The following is a 22,397-nucleotide window of genomic DNA, read 5'->3' as shown; positions in this document are numbered from 1 at the left end:
TTGTCGTTTTGCTGTGTTTTTTTGCCTGTGCGGCGCTTTGGTGGTGTTATTGCGCTGTTGGCCTTTCCTTGCATTCTTGTCGGTCTATTAGCTTCGCCCCTGTGCGGGGCGGCACTTACTTTCTTTGTCCCACAGGGACTACCTTCGGGTCGCCGCCGCAAAGAAAGTAAGCAAAGAAAGCGGGCTTCCAACCGCTAGCCTGTAGGTGTCCGCCACTGACATCAAGTCGTAGTGGTCCGCGCACGAAATCATCCCTCGTGCGCTCACCCTTCGTGACAAAGGACTCATTCTTCCCGCCCGCGCACAGCGCGGCGGATGGGTCGGCGAGGGGGAGTGCGAGCGTGGACTTGCAACGCAAATGCGGAAAGTGTTTGGATACCTAAATGACGCTACACAGTGAGCGCTTGGAGACGACGTTATGCCGCGACGGCGGGGCACGAAACGAACACCCGTGTGCCTGTGCCCCGCTTTCCCTGGCAGACACATCCGCGACGCACGCAGTGCGGAGTGGGGTGGATGAGTCCTTTGTCACTAACGCGCGTGGTGCGAGTGCAGGTTTCGTGCGCGGACCACTCTGGCTTAATGCCAGTGGTGGACACCTACAAGCTGGCGGTTGGAAGCCCGCTTTCTTTGCTTACTTTCTTTGCGGCGGCGACCCGAAGGTAGTCCCTGTGGGACAAAGAAAGTAAGTGCCGCCCCGCGCAGGGGCGAAGCTAATAGACCACTAACAAAGCAAGGAAAGGCCAACACCGTAGGAACACCAACCCAACAAGGCGCCGCAGGCAAAAGCAAACGCGCCGAGCAGACAAAAAGCAGCAATACGGAGACAAACCGATGACCACAACCCAACAAACCCCCGCCCGAACGACGGAGGGCGAATACGACTACATCATAGTAGGCGCCGGCACAGCAGGCTGCGTGCTAGCCAACCGCCTAAGCGAAGACCCAGAAACCTCAGTACTTCTACTGGAAGCCGGCGGCAAGGACGACTACCACTGGATCCACGTCCCGGTAGGGTACCTGTACTGCATCGGCAACCCCCGCACCGACTGGCTCTACAAAACCAGAGAAGAACCGGGCCTGAACGGCCGCGCCCTCTCATACCCGCGCGGTAGAGTCCTCGGCGGCAGCTCCTCAATAAACGGCATGATCTACATGCGCGGCCAGCGCGAAGACTACGATGAATGGGCTCGCGTCACCAATGACCCCTCGTGGTCCTGGAACAACGTCCTCCCTATCTTCAAACGCAGCGAAGACTACTACGGCGGAGCCAACGAATCGCACGGCTCCGGCGGCCCTTGGCGCGTCGAAAAACAACGCCTCAAATGGAAAATCCTCGAAACGTTCTCGCAAGCCGCGCAGCAAGCCGGTCTCCCCGCCACCGATGACTTCAATCGCGGCGACAACTCCGGCGTCGGCTACTTCGATGTGAACCAGAAACGCGGCATCCGCTGGAATGCCTCGAAGGCCTTTCTGCGCCCCGCGCTCAAGCGCCCCAATCTCACCATCATCACCGGTGCGCTCACGCAGCGGGTCGTGTTCGATGGGCGTCGCTGCACGGGTGTCGAATATCGCGGTAATAACACCAATTATTTCGCCAAGGCCCGTTGTGAAGTCATCCTCTGCTCGGGCGCGGTCAACTCGCCGCAATTGCTCGAGCTCTCCGGTATCGGTAACGGCGCTCGCCTGCAGAACCTCGGCATCGACGTCGTCCATGACCTGCGCGGCGTAGGTGAGAATCTCCAGGATCATCTGCAATTGCGGATGGCCTACAAGGTCGATGGCGTCCGCACGCTCAATACTGCCTCCGCGCACTGGTGGGGCAAGCTCATGATCGGTCTGGAGTACGCGCTGTTTCAGAGCGGACCTATGGCCATGGCGCCGTCCCAGCTCGGCGCTTTCGCGAAGTCGGACCCGGAGGACCGCTCGCTCACGCGGCCCGATCTCGAGTATCACGTGCAGCCGCTCTCGCTCGATCGCTTCGGTGAGCCCCTGCATCGCTTCAACGCGTTCACCGCGTCGGTGTGTCATTTGCGTCCGACCTCGCGCGGGAGCATTCACATCACCTCGCCCGAGGCCGATGCGCCACCGCTGATCGCCCCCAATTATCTGTCCACGGATTACGACCGGCACGTTGCCGCCAATGCCGTGCGTCTCACGCGGCGTATCGCTGCGGCGCCCGCATTGGCCCCGTATCGGCCGCAGGAGATTCTTCCCGGCATCGAGTTTCAGACCGAAGAGGAACTGCAGCAGGCAGCCGGCAAAGTGGGCACGACCATCTTTCATCCGGTCGGCACCTGTCGCATGGGCAGTGCCGACGATCCTGCCGCCGTCGTCGACCAGCGTCTGCGCGTGATCGGAGTCGAGGGTTTGCGCGTAGTCGATGCGTCGGTGATGCCTACCATCACCTCGGGCAACACCAACTCGCCCACGCTGATGATCGCCGAGCGCGCGAGCGAGATGATTCGCGAGGATCGTCGCGCACGCGCCGCCGGGCAGGTGTTGCGGACGAATCCCGCCGCTTCGATGTCCATTGCGTGACAGGCAGGCCCGTTGCGCGCGGCGGGTCCCGCGGCGCGCAATTGCATACTAAGTGCAAATCCCGATGAATGCGGTGCATCATTGGCGCGACAATGATGCCCATGCTGCGTCGCGCGCCATGGATTACCGTCCGCATTGGTGCACCACGCCAACGATCGGCACGGGGGTGTCGTCGCCATCAAAACGTCGCGCAGCCTCTGGCGCGGAAGATCGTAGTGCTTCGCCTCACTTCGCATGGAAGGGAACATGATTCTCGGCGACACGATTCTCGAAACGCGCGGGCTGACTAGGGAGTTCAAGGGCTTTGTCGCCGTCAACGGCGTCAATCTGCGCGTACGCCGTGGCTCGATTCATGCATTGATCGGTCCGAATGGTGCCGGGAAAACCACCTGCTTTAACCTGCTGACCAAATTCCTCGTCCCCACCGCAGGGCAGATCGTCTACAACGGCGTCGATATTACGCGCGAACGGCCGGCACAGATCGCCCGGCGCGGCATCATTCGTTCGTTTCAGATTTCCGCTGTGTTTCCGCATCTGACGGCATTGCAGAACGTGCGCATCGGTTTGCAGCGGGCGTTGGGCACGGCGTTCCACTTCTGGAAGACTGAGCGTTCGCTGCATCAGCTCGATGATCGCGCCATGGATCTGCTGACCCAGGTCGGTTTGACCGATTTCGCCGATGTGCTGACGGTCGAGTTGTCCTATGGACGCAAGCGTGCCCTCGAAATCGCCACCACGCTTGCGATGGAGCCCGAACTGATGCTGCTCGACGAGCCCACGCAGGGTATGGGTCACGAGGACGTCGATCGCGTCACCGCGCTGATCAAGAAGGTGTCGAGCGGCCGCACCATTCTGATGGTCGAACACAACATGAATGTGATTGCCGGCATCTCCGATACGATCACCGTCCTGCAGCGTGGCGAGGTGCTCGCCGAAGGCACGTACGCCGAAGTATCCAAGAGCCCGCTTGTCATGCAGGCCTATATGGGCAGCGCTGACGCTGCGCTCGCCGGAGCGCAAGCATGAGCACGATTGCCGAGCGCGAGAATGTCGAAGTCAGCGAGATCGCCGTTGCAGAACCCGCGTTGGAGATAGCGGGCCTGCAGGCCTGGTATGGTGAATCCCATATATTGCATGGCGTCGATCTGACGGTGAACCGCGGCGAAGTGGTGACGCTGCTGGGCCGCAACGGCGCCGGGCGCACGACCACACTGCGCGCAATCATGGGACTTACGGGCCGGCGTACCGGCTCAATACGCGTCGGTGGGCGTGAAACGATCGACATGCCGACCCATCGCATCGCGCACTGCGGCATTGGCTATTGCCCGGAGGAGCGCGGCATCTTTTCGAGCCTCTCCTGTGAGGAAAACCTGTTGCTGCCGCCGATGGTCGGCGATGCCGCGCACGTGATGTCGCTCGACGAAATCTACGCGATGTTTCCAAACCTGCACGAACGCCGGGTGAGCCAGGGCACGCGGCTCTCAGGCGGCGAGCAGCAGATGCTCGCCGTAGCCCGCATCCTGCGCACCGGCGCGAGCCTGTTGTTGCTCGACGAAATATCCGAGGGTCTTGCACCGGTCATCGTGCAGGCGCTCGCGCGCATGATTGTGACGCTCAAGGCGCGCGGCTACACGATCGTGATGGTCGAACAGAATTTCCGTTTTGCGGCGCCACTCGCCGACCGCTTCTATGTGATGGAGCATGGCGGCATCGTCGAGCACTTCGGGGCGGGTGAACTCGAAAGCAAGATGCCGGCGCTGCACGATCTGCTGGGCGTATAAATCATAAGCGCCCGATTGCCTCTGATAACCACAAGCAAGGAAACAAGGAGACACCAATGAAAATGAAAACCCTCGCGCGACTTTCGGCGTTCTGCTTTGCAGCTGCGGCCAGTGCCGGGCTGGTGATGAGCGGCGCGCGAGCTGCCGACGACACGGTCAAGATCGGCTATATCACCGACATGTCTGGCCTCTACGCAGATATCGACGGCCCGGGCGGCCTCGAAGCGGTCCGGATGGCGATCGCGGACTTCGGCGGCAAGGTCAATGGCAAGCCGATCGAGCTGGTCTATGCGGATCATCAGAACAAGGCGGATATCGCCGCATCGCGGGCACGCGAATGGTTTGATCGCGACGGCGTCGAGATGCTGCTCGGCGGCACCAACTCCGCGACCGGTCTTGCGATGAACCAGGTGGCGGGCGAGAAGCACAAGGTTTATATCAACGTCGGTGCTGGCGCGGACACCATGACCAACGAGCAGTGCACGCCCTACACGATTCACTACGCGTACGACACGACGGCGCTGGCGAAAGGCACGGGCGCTGCGGTGACGAAGCAGGGTGGCAAAACGTGGTTCTTCCTGACGGCTGACTACGCGTTCGGCAAGGCGCTGGAGACAGCGACGGCGACCGTGGTGAAGGCAAACGGCGGCCAGGTGCTCGGCGATGTGCACCATCCGTTGTCGGCTTCGGATTTTTCGTCGTTCCTGCTGCAGGCGCAGGCATCGAAGGCGCAGGTGCTGGGCCTTGCCAACGCCGGTGGCGATACGGTCAACTCGATCAAGGCGGCGAAGGAATTCGGCATCACGAAGACGATGAAGATCGCGGCGCTGCTGATCTTTATCGACGATATCCATAGCCTCGGTCTGGAGACGACTCAAGGTCTGGTATTGACCGACTCCTGGTACTGGAACAAGAACGACACCACCCGCAAGTGGGCTGAGCGCTACTTCGACAAGACCCGGAAGATGCCGTCGAGCCTGCAGGCCGCCGATTACTCGGCCGTCACGAACTATCTGAAGGCGGTGCAGGCGGTCGGTTCGACGGATCCGGACAAGATCATGGCCCAACTGAAGAAGACCAAGATCGACGACTTCTACGCCAAGGGCTACATCCGTGAGGACGGCAGCATGATTCACGACATGTATCTGATGCAGGTGAAGACGCCGGCCGAATCGAAAGAACCGTGGGACTACTACAAGATCACGGCAACCATTCCGGGCGATCAGGCATTCACGACCAAGGCGGAAACGCGCTGCGCGTTGTGGAAATAAGCTTCGGCTGAAACCCCGTCTGCCGGTCCGCTGCAAGGACGGCAGACGGGCCGGTTCACGATGCTACGGGCAGGCTGTGTACGAGCCACGTGTTGCCGGAACGCGTGTGGCTCGATCTCACCTTGACGATAGGTTAAGGGCTAAGGGGTTCAATGGAAATCTTTGGCATTCCGCTCTCGGCGATGCTGAGCCAGTTGCTGCTTGGGCTCGTGAACGGCTCGTTCTACGCGATCCTGAGCTTGGGTCTTGCGATCATCTTCGGGCTGCTTAACGTGATCAACTTCGCGCACGGCGCGTTGTTCATGCTGGGCGCGATGCTGACGTGGATGGGGCTGTCGTATTTCAATCTGCCGTACTGGGTGATGCTGGTGCTCGCACCGCTGATCGTCGGCGCGTTCGGCATTCTGATCGAACGCTCGATGCTGCGCTGGCTGTACAAGCTCGACCATCTGTACGGCCTGTTGCTGACCTTCGGACTGACACTGGTGGTGGAAGGTGTGTTCCGCTCCATCTATGGCTCTTCGGGCCAGCCGTACGATGTGCCTGACGCACTCTCCGGCGCGACCAATCTGGGCTTCATGTTCCTGCCGAATTACCGCGCGTGGGTCGTGCTCGCCTCGTTGGTGGTGTGCTTCGCCACATGGTTCGTGATCGAAAAGACGCGCCTCGGTGCCTACCTGCGCGCCGGCACCGAGAACCCGAAACTGGTGGAAGCGTTCGGCGTCAACGTACCGTTGATGATCACGCTCACGTATGGCTTTGGCGTGGCGCTCGCTGCATTTGCCGGCGTCCTCGCCGCTCCGGTGATCCAGGTCTCGCCGCTAATGGGGCAGCCCATGATCATCACCGTGTTCGCGGTGGTGGTGATCGGCGGGATGGGGTCGATCATGGGCTCCATCCTGACCGGCTTGCTGCTCGGCGTAATCGAAGGATTCACGCGCGTGTTCTACCCCGAAGCCTCGGCGACAGTCGTCTTCGTCATCATGGCGCTCGTGCTGCTGGTGCGCCCGGCGGGTCTTTTCGGCAAGGAAAAGTGATGCAAAGAAAAGCGCTCTACGGGCTGCTGCTGCTCGGGTTGATTGCCGTGCCGTTCATTGGCATCTATCCGTTGTTTGTCATGAAGGTGCTGTGTTTCGCGCTATTTGCGGCCGCTTTCAACCTGCTGATCGGCTACACGGGCCTGTTGTCGTTCGGGCACGCCATGTTTCTGGGGATGGCGGGTTATACGACCGGCTATGCTATCCAGACCCTCGGTTATTCGCCGGAAGTGGGCGTGCTCGCGGGCACGGTGGCGGCGATACTGCTTGGGTTGGTTGTCGGGCTTTTTGCTATCCGTCGGCAGGGCATTTACTTCGCGATGGTGACGCTCGCACTCGCGCAGATGGTCTACTTCGTGTTTCTGCAGGCGCCGTTCACGCACGGTGAGGATGGCCTGCAAGGCGTGCCGCGCGGCAAGCTGTTCGGCTTGCTAAGCCTGTCGTCGGATATCACCCTTTACTACGTCATCCTGGTGGTGATGGTGCTGATGTTCCTCCTGATCGTGCGCATCGTTCACTCGCCGTTTGGGCAGGTGCTGGTGGCGATCAAGGAGAACGAACCGCGGGCCGTCTCGCTAGGCTACGACACCGATCGCTTCAAGCTGCTGGCCTTCGTGCTGTCGGCGGGAATTGCTGGGTTGGCGGGGTCGCTGAAGGTGATGGTGCTCGGTTTCGAAACTTTGAGCGACGCTTACTGGACCATGTCGGGTCTGGTGATTCTGATGACGCTGGTCGGTGGCATGGGCACCTTGTTCGGGCCACTGCTCGGTGCGGCGCTGATCGTCGCGCTCGAGGACCGGCTCGGCGATATCGACGGTGCGCTCGCATCGGCGACCGGGGTGCAGTGGTTCAATTCGCTGGGCGAGTCGGCCACCATTGTGACGGGCGTGATCTTTATCGCCTGCGTGCTGGCGTTTCGGCGCGGCATTGTCGGTGAGATTGTGGCGCGGGTTCGGCCGTTGCGCGCCTGACAGGCGTGCCGTCGCGAGATGCTTCGGTGTCCGATGCAAATCGGTAAAAGAGGCGAAAGCGGCTGCGCCACGAGGGCTGCATCGCAATGTTTAAAATGTGCCCCAATACAGTGCTGCGATGCACCACTAGGGTAAATGCTAGTTGTCCAGATGGGGGCGGTTGTTTAATCTTCACGCAGTTCTGATGAACACCGAATTTGCAGGTGGAGAACGAGGAGACATGAGGCACTAAGTGCCCAGACGAAAGCGCTGTTGGATATTGATCCAACAGCGCTTTTTATTTGCGGTTTCGGAAATTCATTGACTCGTTTTGCGCATTTGTCCTACGCCTTTGTCTGTGCGTTTTCTTACGGTTTTTCTCATTCAGTTTTGCACATTTTCCGCTTGATCGACTGAGCTGGTTCTGGCGCCGTTGAGTGTTCCGTCACCTGGCTGATGCGCGCGCAACGCTTGTCGCAAGCGACTTGCGTCCTCTACACTCGTCATTCACCGTGCGTCGAACTGGGATTTAGATCAGCCGATTTCATTCGAGCGAGTTGCACGGTCGGAAGCGGAACGGGATGAATTCCGCATTGCGCGGAATGAATGCAGCGTTGAATGCTAGCCATTGAAGCAACGAGAGAACCAACGAGAGGGCGCGGGCAGTTCACGCGCCTTTTTTGTCGCTCACGCATAATCGCAGATCGTCGTACGCGGGACCGGTAGAGAAAATCATGGCGGGCACGTCAGGCCGGTCACAGATTCAGGCATTCGGCTGATAAACCGGATAACAAATGGGCGCGTGAAGCGTTCGGAGATTGGTAATGAAAAAAACGAAGCAGTGGGTACGCGCGGCTATCGCGCTTGCGTTGGCATGCGGCGCGGGCACGGCCGTAGCGCAGGTGAAAATCGGCGTGACTTTATCGACGACGGGTCCGGCCGCATCGCTCGGGATTCCTGAGAAGAACACCATCGCTTTACTGCCGCAGCAAATTGCCGGCAAGAGCGTGCAGTACATCGTGCTCGACGATGCGACCGACGCCAGCAAAGCCGTGCAGAACACCCACAAGCTGATCGATGAAGATCACGTCGACGCAATTATCGGTTCCACGGCGACGCCGAATTCGCTGGCGATGCTCGACGTGGTCTCTGCGGCAAAGACGCCGATGATCTCGCTGGCAGCCTCGGCGGAAATCATCGCGCCGATGGACGCAAAGCGTCAGTGGGCCTTCAAGACGCCGCAAAACGATAGCCTGATGGCTGACGCACTTGCCGGCTATATGGAAAAGCACGGCGTGAAGACGGTGGGCTTCATCGGCTTTTCGGACGCGTATGGCGAGAGCTGGTACAACGTGTTTAACACCGCTGCGGCCGCGCATCATCTGAAGGTCGTTGCCAATGAGCGCTACAACCGCACGGATGCATCCGTGACCGGCCAGGTGCTGAAGACGATGTCCGCCAATCCGGACGCCGTGCTGATCGCGGGCGCGGGCACGCCCTCGGCGCTGCCGGCCAGGACGCTGAAAGAGCGCGGCTACAAGGGCACTATCTATCAGACTCACGGCGTCGCCAATAACGATTTCCTGCGCGTGTGCGGCAAGGATTGCGAAGGCGAACTGCTGCCGGCCGGTCCGATTCTGGTGGCCGATCAGTTGCCCGATTCGAACCCGGTGAAGCAGTCGTCCGAGGCGTACAAGAACGCCTATGAAAAGGCCTATGGCGTGGGTTCGGTATCGACGTTCGGCGGCCATGCATGGGACGCCGGCCAGATGCTGCAGCGGGCGATTCCCGAAGCGCTGAAGAAGGGGCAGCCGGGCACTGAAGCGTTTCGTGTGGCGTTGCGCGATGCGCTCGCGAATATCAAGGAACTGCCGCTCGCACACGGCATCATGAACACCACGGCGACCGACCACAACGGCCTCGACACTCGCGCACGCGTGATCGTGGAGATTGTCGACGGGAAGTGGAAGCTGCAGAACGAGTAACGGGCTTCGGAGCATCCCGGTTTCGACGGTTCAGGACGAGGAAGTATGGATCTATCTATCGCGGCGATCCTGGCGCAGGACGGCATCACGACCGGGGCGATTTACGCGCTGCTTGCGCTCGCCTTGGTGTTGGTGTTTTCGGTGACGCGGGTCATCTTTATCCCACAGGGCGAGTTCGTTTCGTACGGGGCGCTGACGCTTGCCGCAGTGCAGTCGCAGAAGTTTCCCGCGACCTGCTGGTTACTGATGGCGATGGGGGCAGCGTGTTTCGTGGTCGAGACAGCAGGGCTCGTGGGGCACCCGGAGCGGCGCGCTCATGTGGTGCGCACACTGGCGATGCTTGTGGCGAAGTATCTGCTGTTCCCGGTCGCGGTGTACCTGGTGACGCACGAACTCTTCGCGCAACCGCTGCCGATGCTCGCGCAGATTGCCTTGACGCTGCTGATTGTCATCCCGATGGGACCGTTCGTCTACCGGCTGGCTTTCGAGCCGATCGCCGAAGGCACGACACTGGTGCTGCTGATCGTTGCGGTGGCAGTGCACTTTGCGATGGTCGGCCTCGGGCTTGTGATGTTTGGTGCGGAAGGTTCGCGCACCAATGCTTTCTCGGATGCCACGTTCAACGTCGGCAGCCTGTCGGTCTCCGGACAGAGTTTGTGGGTGATCGGTGCGGCGCTGGTGTTGATCGCGGTGCTTTATCTGTACTTCGACCGCTCGATCTCGGGTAAGGCCTTGCGGGCGACCTCGGTCAATCGTGTCGGTGCCCGGCTGGTCGGCATCGGCACGACCCAGGCCGGCCGGCTCGCGTTCACGCTCGCAGCAGGGCTCGGCGCGCTGTGCGGCATCCTCGTTGCACCCCTGACCACCATCTACTACGACTCGGGCTTCCTGATCGGCCTGAAGGGCTTCGTGGGGGCCATCATCGGCGGCCTGGTCAGCTATCCGCTCGCGGCGGCCGGCGCCGTGCTGGTGGGCTTGCTGGAGTCCTATTCGTCGTTCTGGGCGAGTGCCTATAAAGAAGTCATCGTGTTCACACTGATCATCCCGGTGCTGCTGTGGCGTAGTTTTGCCAGCCCGCACGCGGAAGAAGACGAGGAGTGACACGATGAAACGCATCATGCGCAGCGCGCTCTTCGGGCTGTTCCTCGTGGTGATCTTCGCGCTACCGGTGCTGCCGCAGCCGCTGCATCTGCCGGAGTACTGGGTGACGCTGCTCAACTACATCGGGCTGTATGCGATCGTGGCGATCGGCCTCGTGCTGCTGACGGGCATCGGCGGAATGACGAGCTTCGGGCAGGCGGCATTCGTCGGCGTAGGCGCGTATGCCACCGCATTCCTGACGACGCAGTACGGCGTATCGCCGTGGCTTGCGCTAATCGTGGGCGTGGTGTTGACCGCGTTCATCGCGTTGATCTTGGGCGCGGTAACCATGCGGCTTTCAGGGCACTTCCTGCCGCTTGGCACCATCGCCTGGGGGCTGGCGCTGTTCTATCTGTTTGGCAATCTCGACATCCTCGGCAAATACGACGGTATCAACGGCATTCCGGCGCTCAACGTGTTCGGTATCAGCCTCGAGTCAGGACGGCATATCTACTACTTGATCTGGCTGGTGGTGCTTGGTGCGGTGATCTCCGTTCAGAACCTGCTTAATAGCCGGCCGGGGCGGGCAATTCGCGCGCTGCGGGGTGGCGGCGCGATGGCGGAGGCGATGGGCGTCAATACCGCATGGATGCGAGTGGTGATCTTTATCTACGCCGCCGTGCTGGCATCGATTTCCGGCTTTCTCTACGCTCACCTTCAGCGCGCCGTGAACCCGACGCCGTTCGGTCTGAACCACGGCATCGAGTTTCTGTTCATGGCGGTAGTGGGTGGTGTCTCGCATGTATGGGGAGCGGTGCTCGGGGCGGCGATCCTGACCATCCTGCAGGACTATCTGCAGACGCTGCTGCCGAGGCTGTTGGGCGAAAGCGGTAATTTCGAAGTGATCGTCTTTGGCGTGCTGATGGGGTTGCTGCTGCAGCACGCGCGCCAAGGCGTCTGGCCGTTGGTGGCGCGCCTGTTTCCGCGCGGACCGCAGGCCCACGTGCCGGAGCAGGCCGAGCCATTGCCGCAGCGCAGCAAACCAGCGGCCGGCGAAACGCTCCTGAGCGTGGATAAGGCGCGCAAGGAGTTTGGTGGGCTAGTGGCGGTGAACGATGTCAGCTTCGAGGTAAGGGCGGGTGAAATCGTCGGGTTGATCGGGCCGAATGGTGCGGGCAAGTCGACGACCTTTAATCTGGTGACCGGCGCGCTGCGAGCGACTCGCGGTGAGATCACATTCCGGGGCGAACGGATCGATGTGCTCGCCTCACGTCAGATCGTCAAACGCGGGATTGGCCGAACTTTCCAGCACGTCAAGCTATTGCCGGGCATGAGCGTGCTCGAGAACGTGGCGATTGGCGCGCACCTGCGAGGTCACGCCGGCGTGTGGCGCAGCGTTGTCAGGCTGAACGGCGCGGAAGAAGGGCGGCTGATGGCGGAAGCGGCGCAGCAGATCCGTCGGGTGGGGCTGGAAGAGCATATGTATGACGAGGCGGGCAGCCTGGCATTGGGTCAGCAGCGAATTCTGGAGATTGCCCGTGCATTGTGCTGCGATCCCACGCTGCTGCTACTCGATGAGCCCGCTGCAGGTCTGCGCTATCAGGAAAAGCAGCAACTCGCCGGCTTGCTGCGCAAGCTTAAGGAGGAGGGGATGAGCGTGCTGCTGGTCGAGCATGACATGGATTTCGTCATGAACCTGACCGATCGGCTGATCGTCATGGAGTTCGGCACACGGATCGCCGAAGGGCTGCCAGAGGATGTGCAAAAAGATCCGGCGGTGCTCGAAGCCTACCTGGGTGGGGTGGACTGATGAGAACGATGATGAATTCCGCGGTGCCGATTCTGGACGTGGAGGATGTATCGGTCCGCTACGGGAAGGTTGAAGCGCTGCACGGCGCCAGCATCTTGGTGCGACCGGGGCAGATCGTTTCAGTGATCGGCCCGAACGGTGCGGGCAAGTCCACGCTGCTCAACGCGATCATGGGTGCGCTACCGGTGGGCGGTCGCGCGAAAGGCGGGATCCTCTACCACAATGAAGATATCAGCGCGGTTCCGGTCGAAAAGCGGGTGGCGCGTGGCATGTGTCTCGTCCCGGAAAAGCGCGAGCTGTTTGCGACGATGAGCGTGGAGGACAACCTGGTGTTAGGCGCCTACCGGCGCAAGCGTGCGGGTGAACGTGGTTATCTGGATCAGCTTGAGCCTGTCTTCACTTTGTTTCCACGGTTGAAGGAGCGTCGCAAGCAGGCAGCCGGTACCCTGTCCGGTGGCGAGCGGCAGATGTTGGCGGTAGGGCGCGCGCTGATGGGTAAGCCGGAGTTGCTGATGCTTGACGAGCCTAGCCTCGGTCTCGCACCGCTGATCGTGAAGGAGATTTTCCACATCATTAGCGCTTTGCGTCAGACAGGTGTGGCGATACTGCTGGTCGAGCAGAACGCGCGGGCGGCGCTGCAGATTTCCGACTACGGCTACGTGTTAGAGACCGGTGAGCTTGCGCTCGAGGGGCCGGCGACGGATCTGGCGCGGAACCCGAGGGTGATCGAAACATATCTCGGTTTGACGAAGAGGGTCGCGTAAAGCCTTTGGCATCAAGGGTTTGAGCGGAACCGAGCGGTGTGTTACACGTGAAACACACCGCTTTTTTTATACCTTAGCCATTCGGACGAAATTCGGGCCAAAAGCGAACCCGCTATAATTCGCCCATACATTTTCCTTAGAAGGTTCACGCGGTGTCCCGGCGTGAGATCCGCGATGCTTTATCCCACAGAATTTGACGTAATTGTCGTTGGCGGCGGTCATGCCGGCACCGAGGCCGCTTTGGCTTCGGCGCGCATGGGCAATAAAACGCTCCTGCTAACGCACAACATCGAAACCCTCGGACAGATGAGCTGCAATCCGTCGATTGGCGGTATTGGCAAGGGCCATCTCGTGAAGGAAGTCGACGCGCTTGGTGGCGCGATGGCTGCAGCCACGGACGAAGGTGGCATCCAGTTCCGCATCCTGAATTCGTCGAAGGGTCCTGCCGTGCGAGCGACGCGCGCGCAGGCCGACCGCCTGCTTTACAAGCAGGCCATCCGGCATCGGCTCGAGAATCAACCGAATCTCTGGCTATTTCAGCAGGCAGTGGATGACCTGATGGTGGAAGGAGACCGGGTGGTAGGCGCGGTGACGCAGGTTGGGATTCGCTTCCGGTCTCGCGCTGTCGTGCTGACGGCTGGGACATTCCTGGACGGCAAGATTCACGTCGGTCTGAACAACTACACCGGTGGCCGCGCAGGCGACCCGGCGGCGGTGTCGTTGTCGGCGCGTCTTAAGGAGTTGAAGCTGCCGCAGGGTCGGCTGAAGACGGGTACGCCGCCGCGTATCGACGGCCGTACCATCGACTTTTCGAAGCTCGAAGAGCAACCGGGTGATCTCGATCCGGTGCCTGTGTTCTCGTTCCTTGGCCGCGTTGAACAGCATCCGCGCCAGGTGCCGTGTTGGGTTACGCATACCAACGAGCGCACGCACGACATCATCCGCGGTGGCCTCGACCGGTCGCCAATGTACACGGGCGTGATCGAAGGGGTCGGGCCGCGCTATTGCCCCTCGATCGAGGACAAGATTCACCGTTTCGCGTCGAAGGAATCGCATCAGATTTTCCTTGAACCGGAAGGTCTGACCACCAACGAGTTTTATCCGAACGGCATCTCCACCAGCCTGCCGTTTGACGTGCAGCTGGAACTGGTGCGTTCGATGGTTGGCCTCGAGCACGCGCATATCCTGCGTCCGGGTTATGCGATCGAGTACGATTATTTCGATCCGCGTGGCCTGAAGGCATCGTTGGAGACGAAGGTCATCAACGGGCTGTTCTTCGCGGGGCAGATCAACGGGACGACCGGGTACGAAGAGGCTGCCGCGCAAGGGCTGCTCGCCGGGATCAATGCGGGGTTGCAGGTGCAGGGCAGGGATGCCTGGTGCCCGCGCCGCGATCAGGCTTACCTTGGAGTGCTGGTCGATGATCTGGTGACGCGCGGTGTGTCGGAGCCGTATCGGATGTTCACGAGCCGCGCCGAATATCGCCTGAGCCTGCGCGAAGATAACGCAGATATGCGTCTGACGGAGGTCGGCCGTGAGTTGGGCGTCGTCGACGACGCCCGCTGGGACGCCTTCAGCCGCAAGCGCGAGGCTGTTTCACGTGAAACAGAGCGCCTGCGGACGACTTGGGTGAATCCCAAGACCTTATCTGCGGACGAAGCCACTGCCTTGCTCGGCAAGCCGATCGACCACGAGTACAGCCTCGCCGATCTGCTGCGCCGTCCTGGCGTGACTTACGACGGCGTGTGCGGTTTGCGCGAAGGCGCGTGCGCACCGGCTGAGATCCTTGCCGAAGACGACGTCCTGCTGGCTCAGATCAAGGACCAGATCGAGATCGGCATCAAATATCAGGGTTACATCGAGCGTCAGGCTGGGGAAATTGAGCGCAACGAGTCGCATGAGAACACGCGTCTGCCCGACGGGTTGGACTATGCCGAAGTGCGTGGTTTGTCGTTCGAAGCGCGCCAGAAGTTGACCCAGTTCCGCCCGGAGACGATCGGCCAGGCATCGCGCATCTCAGGTATCACTCCAGCGGCGATTTCGTTGCTGATGGTCCATCTGAAGCGCGGCCTCGGGCGTCGCTCGAACAAGCCAGCCGGAGCCGCCGATAGCGGCACCGACTCCACACCGGTGACGCAATGACGGCACGGCAGAAGGGGTTCGGCGGTGCGGATAGCAGGGAAGCATTGGCCGCATTGCTTGACGAGGGCGTCAAGGAGCTAGGGCTTGACCTGAACGATGCGCAACTCGGCAAGCTGCTTGATTACGTTGCCCTGCTGGCCAAGTGGAATGCCGTGTACAACCTCACGGCCATCCGCGACCCGCGGCAGATGCTGATCCAGCACATTCTCGACTCGCTTTCGATCGTGCCGCATCTCACCGGCCTCGGCCCATCGTCCGTCCTCGATGTGGGCTCCGGCGGCGGCCTGCCAGGTATCGTGCTGGCCATCGTGATGCCTGACTGGACCGTGACGCTCAATGACATCGTCCATAAAAAGACCGCATTCCAGGCGCAGGCCAAGGCAGAGCTGGGTCTCACCAATCTGTCGGTGGTGACCGGCCGTGTCGAAATGCTGAAGCCTGGCGTAGAGGTACCGGCAAAGTTTGATGTAATCGTCTCGCGCGCATTCGCAGAACTCGCGGATTTCGTTACACTGGCCCGTCATCTGGTAGCGGAGCAAGGTGCGATCTGGGCCATGAAGGGCGTACGGCCCGACGGCGAGATCGAACGGCTGCCCGCGGGCTCCCACGCAAAGCAGATTATCCGACTCAAGGTGCCGTCGCTCGATGCCGAGCGCCACCTCGTCGAGGTGAAGGTGGATCCCGCTGGCTAGTCCCGCGAACCGGACCTAAGAGCATTCCAATTTATCCAGGCAGCAAAAAGGGACACACCAACGATGGCAAAAATCTTCTGCGTTGCGAACCAGAAGGGTGGCGTCGGCAAGACGACGACAGCAGTCAATCTCGCCGCGAGCCTCGCATCGCAGGGACAGCGTGTTCTGCTCATCGATCTGGATCCGCAGGGCAATGCCACGATGGGTAGCGGTGTCGACAAAGCTGCCTGCACCAATACCATCTACGAGGTGCTGGTGGACGGGGTGTCGGTGGCGGATGCTCGGGTGCGGCCTGAAGCGGTTTCGTACGATGTCGTGCCGGCCAACCGCGAACTGGCAGGTGCGGAAGTCGAACTGGTGAGCGTGCAAAATCGCGAGCGTCAATTGAAGAACGCGCTGGCGCCGATACAGGACGAGTACGACTTCATCTTGATCGACTGCCCACCGGCCTTATCGTTGCTGACGCTTAATGGCCTGTGTGCGGCGCACGGCGTGGTGATCCCGATGCAGTGCGAGTACTTCGCGCTCGAGGGGCTCTCGGACCTCGTCAATACGATCAAGCAGGTTCACGCCAACCTGAATCGCGACCTGAAGGTGATCGGCCTGCTGCGTGTGATGTTCGATCCGCGCATCACGCTGCAACAACAGGTTTCCGACCAGTTGAAAGAGCATTTCGGCGACAAGGTGTTTGATGTCGTCATTCCGCGCAACGTGCGTCTGGCCGAGGCGCCCAGCTATGGATTGCCGGGCGTGGTGTTCGACCGGGCCTCGCGCGGAGCACAGGCGTATGTGCAATTCGGCGCGGAAATGATTGAACGGGTGCGCGCGATCTGACGCGTGACCATGCATCCCAAGCTGATCGAGGAAGCACGATGAATGCAGTAGCAAGAAAGAAGGGATTGGGTCGCGGGCTGGAAGCACTGCTCGGCGGCAGTGCGGATATCACCGAGGCGATGAAGATTGAGGGCGCGCCTAACGTGTTGCCGCTCGGCAAGTTGCAGGCCGGCAAGTATCAGCCGCGTACGCGCATGGACGAAGGCGCGCTGCAGGAACTGGCCGCCAGCATCCGCGCGCAGGGCGTGATGCAACCGATCCTCGTGCGCCCGGTCTCGGCGGACAAGTACGAAATCATTGCCGGCGAACGACGTTTCCGCGCCGCACGCCTGGCCGGTCTGGACGAAGTGCCGGTGCTGGTGCGGGACGTGCCCGACCAGGCCGCCGCCGCAATGGCGCTGATCGAGAACATCCAGCGTGAAGACCTGAATCCGCTGGAAGAGGCGCAGGGCATCCAGCGCCTGCTCGACGAATTCAACTTTACGCATGAGCAGGCGGCGGAGTCGGTGGGGCGCTCGCGTAGCGCGGTCTCGAACCTGCTGCGTTTGTTGAACCTGGCCGCGCCGGTGCAGACGATGCTGCTCGCCGGCGATCTCGACATGGGCCACGCCCGCGCGTTACTGGCCGTGGACCCTGCCACGCAGATCACGCTTGCCAATCAGGTGGTCAACAAGCGCATGTCGGTGCGTGAAACCGAGAAGCTGGTGACCACCACGACAAAGGCGGCGCCGGCAGTAAAGGCGAAGGCAAACCACGACGGCGGCCGCGATACGCGCCGCCTCGAAGAGGAATTGTCGGATCTGCTGGCCTCGACGGTCAAGATCAAGCTCGGCCGCCGGGGACGTGGGCAGGTGCTCGTGGAGTTCGGTGACCTCGACGCGCTCGAAGGTATTCTTGCCCGCCTGCGCGGTAACGCGACCGCGTAAGCGATCGATCGCCTAGACCTTGGCCGAACGCCCGACCAAAGCCGCCAGTAGCAGTCCGCTGCACAAGCTGATCGTCCTCGCGACGAAAGAGCCGGTTCTATCGGTTCTCGTCGTCGCGCTGATCGCGCTGCAGTGTCTGCACCCACGCCCGTGGCTTTCGCTGCCGGGGCTCGTCGACTGGCAGACCGTCCTGACGCTCGCGGGACTGCTGATCTTGACGAAGGCCATCGAATTATCAGGATTCCTGATTTGGATGGCGCACCGTGTGGTCCATTACATCCACTCGGAACGCGGTCTGGCGTTTTTGCTGATCGGGCTCGCGGCTGCGCTCTCGACGCTGCTGACCAATGACGTGGCTTTGTTCGTAGTTGTGCCGCTTACCTTGTCGCTGCATGAACTCACGCCGCTGCCGCTCAAACGCCTCGTGATCTTTATCGCGTTGTCGGTGAACGCCGGCTCCATCCTGACGCCACTCGGCAATCCACAGAACCTGTTTCTTTGGCAGACTAGTGGGGCTTCCTTTGGCGGCTTCGTCGCGGCCCTGGCTCCGCTGTGCGCCGCGTTGATGGCGATGCTTTACGTGCTGGCGGCGTTCAGCTTTCGCGGCAAGGCGCTGGACCTGTCGAAAGACGCCGGTGACCATGACGTCGACCGACGCCTGGTCGGGATCGCGGCCGTGCTGTTCGTCGCGTTTGTGTTGCTGGCCGACACGCATCATGCGGGCATTGGACTGGCGGGCATCATGGCCGGCTTCCTGCTCTGGCGTCGCGAGATCGTGCTCAAGATCGACTGGCTGCTGCTGCTGATCTTCGTGTTCATGTTCATCGTGCTGCGTAGTGTGGCCGCGCTGCCATGGGTACACCAGTTCGTCGGCCAACTAGGTCTCGCGACGACGCTGCGCGCTTTCGCCGCAGGGGCCGTTCTGTCGCAAGGCATCAGCAACGTTCCGGCGGCCATCATGCTCGCCGAGTTCACCAAGGACTGGCGTGCACTTGCATACGGCGTCAGTGTCGGCGGGTTCGGCTTCGCGATTGGCTCGCTGGCGAATCTGATTGCGGTGCGTCTGTCGAAACAGCGCGGCATGTGGCTGCCGTTTCACCTCTATGCCGTACCTTTCTGGCTGGCAGCCGGGGCAGTGGGTGGCTGGCTTCTGTTGCATATTTGATACGGACGTCAAGGCGTCCACGTGTTAGCCGACCTACTGCCAATCAACGCAATTCAAGCCGCATTTTTCGTGGCACCCCGACAGCCTTACAGTTGGAGTCGTCCTACCTCCGAAGCGCCATTTCCCGCATCATGGCGGGACGTTTCACGCGCTTTATTGAAAGGCCTAAAGTCTTGAATTGCCTGCAACTATCGCTTACAATCGCCCGGATTTAATTGCACGACAACCCCGTAATCTTCACGTAAGCTGACGGGCGGCACGAGACTTCCGGAATACTGCGATGGCGCTTAAAACGTCGAATCAAGCGCCACAAAATGGGCGCGACGAAGGCCGCGCAGAACGCACGTTTTCCGCCGCGTCCGGCCAGCAAGTTACGCATGACGATGCGTGGGATGCCGAGCAGCAAGATAACAATATCGTTCCGCTCACGCGGGCTGAAGCAGAAAAGCTGTTCGGTCCGAATGTGAGTCGTCCATCGCGTGTCACGCCTTTCAAGGTCGTGATAGCGCAAATGGTTTTGTCCCTGGGTGTTACGCTGGTGTGGTGGCTGTTCTACAAGCCGCCGGGCGCTGCTGCGCTGTCCGCGTTCCTGGGGGGAGCGATCTGCTGGGTGCCGGGCGCGATGTTCGCGGCACGACTGAGAACACTGAGCGGCGCCGAAACAGTCATGAGCTGGATGATCGGCGAAGCGCTCAAGATGGGGACAACGATCGCGATGTTCGTAGCCATCGCTTTCTGGTATCACGACGTACGCTGGGTGCCGCTGCTCGTGACTTACCTCGTTGCATTGAAGACATATTGGATCGCGCTCGCCTGGCGGTGAGCGGTGAAGTAACGCAAAAAATACTGGCTGGCGCGCGGCGCCGGCAAAAAGGCGCGCGGGTATGACATGACCTGCGCCGGCGTGTTCCCGCAATAGAGCGTTGCGGCGGGAACAGCCCGAACTGATTTTCGACAATTTGGGTGGCATTAAAGATATGGCAGCTAGCGAAGGAACGCGCGCGATGGATCCGTCCGAGTACATCGCGCACCACTTGCAGAACTTCTCCACCGCGCACCAGACGTCGATTTTCGATATTCACGTCTGGAATCTGGACACCCTGTTCTGGTCGATCGTTTGCGGTCTGGCCACGATCTTCATCCTGCATCTCGCTGCACGTAAAGCGACCTCGGGCGTACCGGGTCGTTTCCAGTGCGCCATCGAGATGCTGGTTGAGCTGGTCGAAGATCAGTCCAAGTCGATGATCCACGGTAGCCGCACGTTCATTGCGCCGCTCGCACTGTTCGTGTTCGTCTGGGTGGCTCTGATGAACTCGCTCGACTTCATCCCGGTCGACCTGCCTGGCCGCGTGATCGGCTGGCTCGGTCTCTCGCAAGTCATCCCGCACCATCGCATCGTGCCGACGGCCGACCTGAACGGCACCATCGGCATCGCGCTTGGCGTATTCGTGCTGATGATTTACTACAACTTCAAGATCAAGGGCGTCGGCGGTTTCGTGCACGAACTGCTGTCCGCTCCGTTCGGCGCGCATCCGCTGCTGTGGATCCCGAACCTGGCACTGAACATCATCGAGTTCGTCGCAAAGACGGTTTCCCTCGGCATGCGGCTGTTCGGCAACATGTACGCGGGCGAACTGCTGTTCCTGCTGATTGCTCTGCTGGGCAGCATCTGGAGCTTCGGCGCGGACACGACGGTGCTTGGCTTCATCGGCCACGTGATCGCCGGCAGCGTGTGGGCAATCTTCCACATTCTGATCGTGTTGCTGCAGGCGTTCATTTTCATGATGCTGACGCTGGTGTACCTCGGCCAGGCACACGACACGCACTAACCTGCGCTGTCGGACAACGAATTGCCTTAGCTTTTTAGTTTTTTAAATCCTAGTTCCAACCAGTTCCAAAAAGACTTTTCACAAAGGAGTGATCATGCAAGCTTTCATCGCCAACATCCAGGGTCTGACCGCCATCGGTATCGGCATCATCATCGGCCTGGGTGCAATCGGCGCCTGTATCGGTATCGGCCTGATGGGCGGCAAGTACATTGAGGCATGCGCTCGTCAGCCGGAACTGATGAACCCGCTGCAAACCAAGATGTTCCTGCTGGCTGGTCTGATTGACGCGGCGTTCCTGATTGGCGTTGGTGTGGCAATGCTGTTTGCGTTCGCGAACCCGCTGCTGTCGAAGCTGGCAGGCTGAGGTTCCTCGGAAGTTTGCGCCTCAGCTATAACTAGTTAAGGTGCAGGGCGGAACGGGCACTTGGCGCTGATCGAATACAGAATCGATGAGCGCCTTGCCGTTTCACTTTCCGAACTAGCAACGTTTAAGGAAACACCGTGAATCTCAACGCAACCCTGTTTGCGCAAATGGTCGTGTTCCTGATCCTCGCGTGGTTCACGATGAAGTTCGTGTGGCCGCCGTTGATCAACGCCCTCGACGAGCGCGCGAAGAAGATCGCCGAAGGTCTGTCGGCCGCTGAAAAGGGCAAGGCAGAACTGGACGCCGCGCACAAGCGCGTCGACCAGGAACTGGCGCAGGCACGCAACGACGGTCAGCAACGCATTGCTGACGCCGAAAAGCGCGCAGTGACGCTGGCTGACGAAATCAAGGCCCAGGCACAAGCTGAAGCCGCCCGCATCCTCGCGCAAGCGAAGGCGGACGCGGAGCAACAGGTCGTCAAGGCGCGCGAAGCGCTGCGCGGCGAAGTCGCTGCTCTCGCGGTCAAGGGCGCTGAACAGATCCTGAAGCGCGAAGTCGACCAGGCAGCGCATGCTGACCTGCTGAATCAACTGAAAGCCGAGCTCTGATCATGGCCGAACTTGCAACCATCGCCCGTCCGTACGCAGAAGCGTTGTTTGGCGTGGCCGAAGCTGGTGACGTCGCCGCCTGGTCCACGTTCGTGCAGGAGTTGGCACAGGTTGCGCATCTGCCCGAAGTGCTGTCGATCGCCACGAGCCCGAAAGTAAGCCGCGCCCAGGTCAGCGATCTGCTGCTGGCCGCGGTCAAGTCGCCGCTCAAGGACAACGCACAAGCGAAGAATCTGGTGCAAATGCTGGTAGACAACCATCGTCTGCCGTTGCTGCCGGAAATCGCCACGCAGTTCGAAGAGTTGAAGAACGCGCGCGAAGGAGCGGCTGATGCGTTGATCGTCAGCGCATTCCCGCTCGAAGGCGCGCAGCTGGATGAACTCGTCGCCAGTCTCGAACGCAAGTTCAAGCGCAAGCTGAAGCCGGTGGTCGAGGTCGACTCGTCGCTGATCGGCGGTGTGCGCGTGACAGTCGGCGATGAAGTGCTCGATACCTCGGTCCGCGCGCGGCTTGCCAGCATGCAAACGGCTTTGACGGCCTGAAGCGCCTAAGGCGCTGAAGCGGCTGGCACGCAACAGAATTGACTATCAGGAGCGAATAATGCAACTCAATCCCTCT

Annotated in this window: 21 protein-coding genes; all 21 read left to right on the top strand. The window is 60.7% G+C overall.

Annotated elements, in window-relative coordinates:
• Positions 1-198, top strand: a 198-nt coding sequence (locus tag M0954_RS16405; protein WP_297354289.1) for a hypothetical protein, incomplete at its 5' end; no start/stop codon positions are given.
• Positions 199-834: 636 nt separating this feature from the next.
• The gene (locus M0954_RS16400; RefSeq protein WP_297354288.1) at positions 835-2,541 is read left to right on the top strand and encodes a GMC family oxidoreductase; all 1,707 of its coding nucleotides are present in this window, start codon (positions 835-837) and stop codon (positions 2,539-2,541) included.
• Between the two features lie 246 nt (positions 2,542-2,787).
• Positions 2,788-3,567: an ABC transporter ATP-binding protein gene (locus tag M0954_RS16395; protein ID WP_297354287.1), complete on the top strand. Its 780-nt coding sequence runs from the start codon at positions 2,788-2,790 to the stop codon at positions 3,565-3,567.
• Entirely contained in the window at positions 3,564-4,322 is a 759-nt protein-coding gene (locus tag M0954_RS16390) for an ABC transporter ATP-binding protein (RefSeq protein WP_122152944.1), read from the top strand. Before M0954_RS16395 ends, M0954_RS16390 begins: the two co-directional genes overlap by 4 nt.
• A gap of 56 nt (positions 4,323-4,378) precedes the next feature.
• Positions 4,379-5,593: an ABC transporter substrate-binding protein gene (locus M0954_RS16385; protein ID WP_122152943.1), complete on the top strand. Its 1,215-nt coding sequence runs from the start codon at positions 4,379-4,381 to the stop codon at positions 5,591-5,593.
• 152 nt (positions 5,594-5,745) lie between these two features.
• Positions 5,746-6,630 (top strand): branched-chain amino acid ABC transporter permease, encoded by an 885-nt coding sequence (locus M0954_RS16380; protein WP_074262951.1) that lies wholly within the window; start codon positions 5,746-5,748, stop codon positions 6,628-6,630.
• Complete coding sequence (locus tag M0954_RS16375) at positions 6,630-7,601, top strand: branched-chain amino acid ABC transporter permease (protein ID WP_297354286.1); 972 nt, start codon at positions 6,630-6,632, stop codon at positions 7,599-7,601. Before M0954_RS16380 ends, M0954_RS16375 begins: the two co-directional genes overlap by 1 nt.
• A gap of 803 nt (positions 7,602-8,404) precedes the next feature.
• Complete coding sequence (locus tag M0954_RS16370; protein ID WP_122152941.1) at positions 8,405-9,565, top strand: ABC transporter substrate-binding protein; 1,161 nt, start codon at positions 8,405-8,407, stop codon at positions 9,563-9,565.
• Positions 9,566-9,610: 45 nt separating this feature from the next.
• Positions 9,611-10,666, top strand: a complete 1,056-nt coding sequence (locus M0954_RS16365; RefSeq protein ID WP_297354285.1) for a branched-chain amino acid ABC transporter permease — start codon at positions 9,611-9,613, stop codon at positions 10,664-10,666.
• Between the two features lie 4 nt (positions 10,667-10,670).
• Positions 10,671-12,455, top strand: a complete 1,785-nt coding sequence (locus M0954_RS16360) for an ATP-binding cassette domain-containing protein (RefSeq protein ID WP_297354284.1) — start codon at positions 10,671-10,673, stop codon at positions 12,453-12,455.
• An 11-nt stretch (positions 12,456-12,466) separates the two neighbouring features.
• Entirely contained in the window at positions 12,467-13,219 is a 753-nt protein-coding gene (locus M0954_RS16355) for an ABC transporter ATP-binding protein (protein ID WP_297354291.1), read from the top strand.
• A 174-nt stretch (positions 13,220-13,393) separates the two neighbouring features.
• Positions 13,394-15,361, top strand: a complete 1,968-nt coding sequence (gene mnmG, locus M0954_RS16350; RefSeq protein ID WP_133892574.1) for a tRNA uridine-5-carboxymethylaminomethyl(34) synthesis enzyme MnmG — start codon at positions 13,394-13,396, stop codon at positions 15,359-15,361.
• On the top strand, positions 15,358-16,053 hold the full coding sequence (gene rsmG / locus M0954_RS16345; RefSeq protein WP_297354283.1) for a 16S rRNA (guanine(527)-N(7))-methyltransferase RsmG: 696 nt from the start codon (positions 15,358-15,360) through the stop codon (positions 16,051-16,053). The genes mnmG and rsmG overlap by 4 nt, the downstream gene beginning before the upstream one ends.
• A gap of 63 nt (positions 16,054-16,116) precedes the next feature.
• Positions 16,117-16,887 (top strand): ParA family protein, encoded by a 771-nt coding sequence (locus M0954_RS16340; RefSeq protein WP_122152935.1) that lies wholly within the window; start codon positions 16,117-16,119, stop codon positions 16,885-16,887.
• 38 nt (positions 16,888-16,925) lie between these two features.
• Positions 16,926-17,813, top strand: a complete 888-nt coding sequence (locus tag M0954_RS16335) for a ParB/RepB/Spo0J family partition protein (RefSeq protein ID WP_297354282.1) — start codon at positions 16,926-16,928, stop codon at positions 17,811-17,813.
• A 58-nt stretch (positions 17,814-17,871) separates the two neighbouring features.
• On the top strand, positions 17,872-18,978 hold the full coding sequence (locus tag M0954_RS16330; RefSeq protein WP_297354290.1) for an SLC13 family permease: 1,107 nt from the start codon (positions 17,872-17,874) through the stop codon (positions 18,976-18,978).
• Between the two features lie 280 nt (positions 18,979-19,258).
• Complete coding sequence (locus M0954_RS16325; protein ID WP_122152933.1) at positions 19,259-19,801, top strand: ATP synthase subunit I; 543 nt, start codon at positions 19,259-19,261, stop codon at positions 19,799-19,801.
• Between the two features lie 154 nt (positions 19,802-19,955).
• Positions 19,956-20,807, top strand: coding sequence for a F0F1 ATP synthase subunit A (gene atpB, locus M0954_RS16320; protein ID WP_123385919.1), 852 nt, complete (start codon positions 19,956-19,958; stop codon positions 20,805-20,807).
• Positions 20,808-20,901: 94 nt separating this feature from the next.
• On the top strand, positions 20,902-21,171 hold the full coding sequence (atpE, locus tag M0954_RS16315) for a F0F1 ATP synthase subunit C (RefSeq protein ID WP_007180033.1): 270 nt from the start codon (positions 20,902-20,904) through the stop codon (positions 21,169-21,171).
• A 137-nt stretch (positions 21,172-21,308) separates the two neighbouring features.
• Positions 21,309-21,779: a F0F1 ATP synthase subunit B gene (locus M0954_RS16310; protein ID WP_122152932.1), complete on the top strand. Its 471-nt coding sequence runs from the start codon at positions 21,309-21,311 to the stop codon at positions 21,777-21,779.
• Between the two features lie 2 nt (positions 21,780-21,781).
• Positions 21,782-22,321 (top strand): F0F1 ATP synthase subunit delta, encoded by a 540-nt coding sequence (locus M0954_RS16305; RefSeq protein WP_074262939.1) that lies wholly within the window; start codon positions 21,782-21,784, stop codon positions 22,319-22,321.
• Positions 22,322-22,397: the final 76 nt, after the last annotated feature.

The sequence above is a fragment of the Paraburkholderia sp. genome (assembly GCF_026225065.1).
GTDB lineage: Bacteria > Pseudomonadota > Gammaproteobacteria > Burkholderiales > Burkholderiaceae > Paraburkholderia.
Note: the sequence above shows the minus strand (reverse complement) of the source record. Positions and strands in the feature narration are given on the sequence as shown.

What these genes read in the sequence shown, in the direction of transcription:
- M0954_RS16385 (WP_122152943.1), top strand. Translation starts at nt 4,379, where the DNA reads ATGAAAATGAAAACCCTCGCGCGACTTTCGGCGTTCTGCTTTGCAGCT.
- atpE (WP_007180033.1), top strand. Translation starts at nt 20,902, where the DNA reads ATGCAAGCTTTCATCGCCAACATCCAGGGTCTGACCGCCATCGGTATC.
- M0954_RS16400 (WP_297354288.1), top strand. Translation starts at nt 835, where the DNA reads ATGACCACAACCCAACAAACCCCCGCCCGAACGACGGAGGGCGAATAC.
- M0954_RS16380 (WP_074262951.1), top strand. Translation starts at nt 5,746, where the DNA reads ATGGAAATCTTTGGCATTCCGCTCTCGGCGATGCTGAGCCAGTTGCTG.
- M0954_RS16335 (WP_297354282.1), top strand. Translation starts at nt 16,926, where the DNA reads ATGAATGCAGTAGCAAGAAAGAAGGGATTGGGTCGCGGGCTGGAAGCA.
- M0954_RS16390 (WP_122152944.1), top strand. Translation starts at nt 3,564, where the DNA reads ATGAGCACGATTGCCGAGCGCGAGAATGTCGAAGTCAGCGAGATCGCC.
- M0954_RS16360 (WP_297354284.1), top strand. Translation starts at nt 10,671, where the DNA reads ATGAAACGCATCATGCGCAGCGCGCTCTTCGGGCTGTTCCTCGTGGTG.
- M0954_RS16305 (WP_074262939.1), top strand. Translation starts at nt 21,782, where the DNA reads ATGGCCGAACTTGCAACCATCGCCCGTCCGTACGCAGAAGCGTTGTTT.
- M0954_RS16370 (WP_122152941.1), top strand. Translation starts at nt 8,405, where the DNA reads ATGAAAAAAACGAAGCAGTGGGTACGCGCGGCTATCGCGCTTGCGTTG.
- M0954_RS16395 (WP_297354287.1), top strand. Translation starts at nt 2,788, where the DNA reads ATGATTCTCGGCGACACGATTCTCGAAACGCGCGGGCTGACTAGGGAG.
- M0954_RS16355 (WP_297354291.1), top strand. Translation starts at nt 12,467, where the DNA reads ATGAATTCCGCGGTGCCGATTCTGGACGTGGAGGATGTATCGGTCCGC.
- mnmG (WP_133892574.1), top strand. Translation starts at nt 13,394, where the DNA reads ATGCTTTATCCCACAGAATTTGACGTAATTGTCGTTGGCGGCGGTCAT.
- M0954_RS16340 (WP_122152935.1), top strand. Translation starts at nt 16,117, where the DNA reads ATGGCAAAAATCTTCTGCGTTGCGAACCAGAAGGGTGGCGTCGGCAAG.
- M0954_RS16375 (WP_297354286.1), top strand. Translation starts at nt 6,630, where the DNA reads ATGCAAAGAAAAGCGCTCTACGGGCTGCTGCTGCTCGGGTTGATTGCC.
- M0954_RS16325 (WP_122152933.1), top strand. Translation starts at nt 19,259, where the DNA reads ATGGCGCTTAAAACGTCGAATCAAGCGCCACAAAATGGGCGCGACGAA.
- rsmG (WP_297354283.1), top strand. Translation starts at nt 15,358, where the DNA reads ATGACGGCACGGCAGAAGGGGTTCGGCGGTGCGGATAGCAGGGAAGCA.
- M0954_RS16365 (WP_297354285.1), top strand. Translation starts at nt 9,611, where the DNA reads ATGGATCTATCTATCGCGGCGATCCTGGCGCAGGACGGCATCACGACC.
- atpB (WP_123385919.1), top strand. Translation starts at nt 19,956, where the DNA reads ATGGCAGCTAGCGAAGGAACGCGCGCGATGGATCCGTCCGAGTACATC.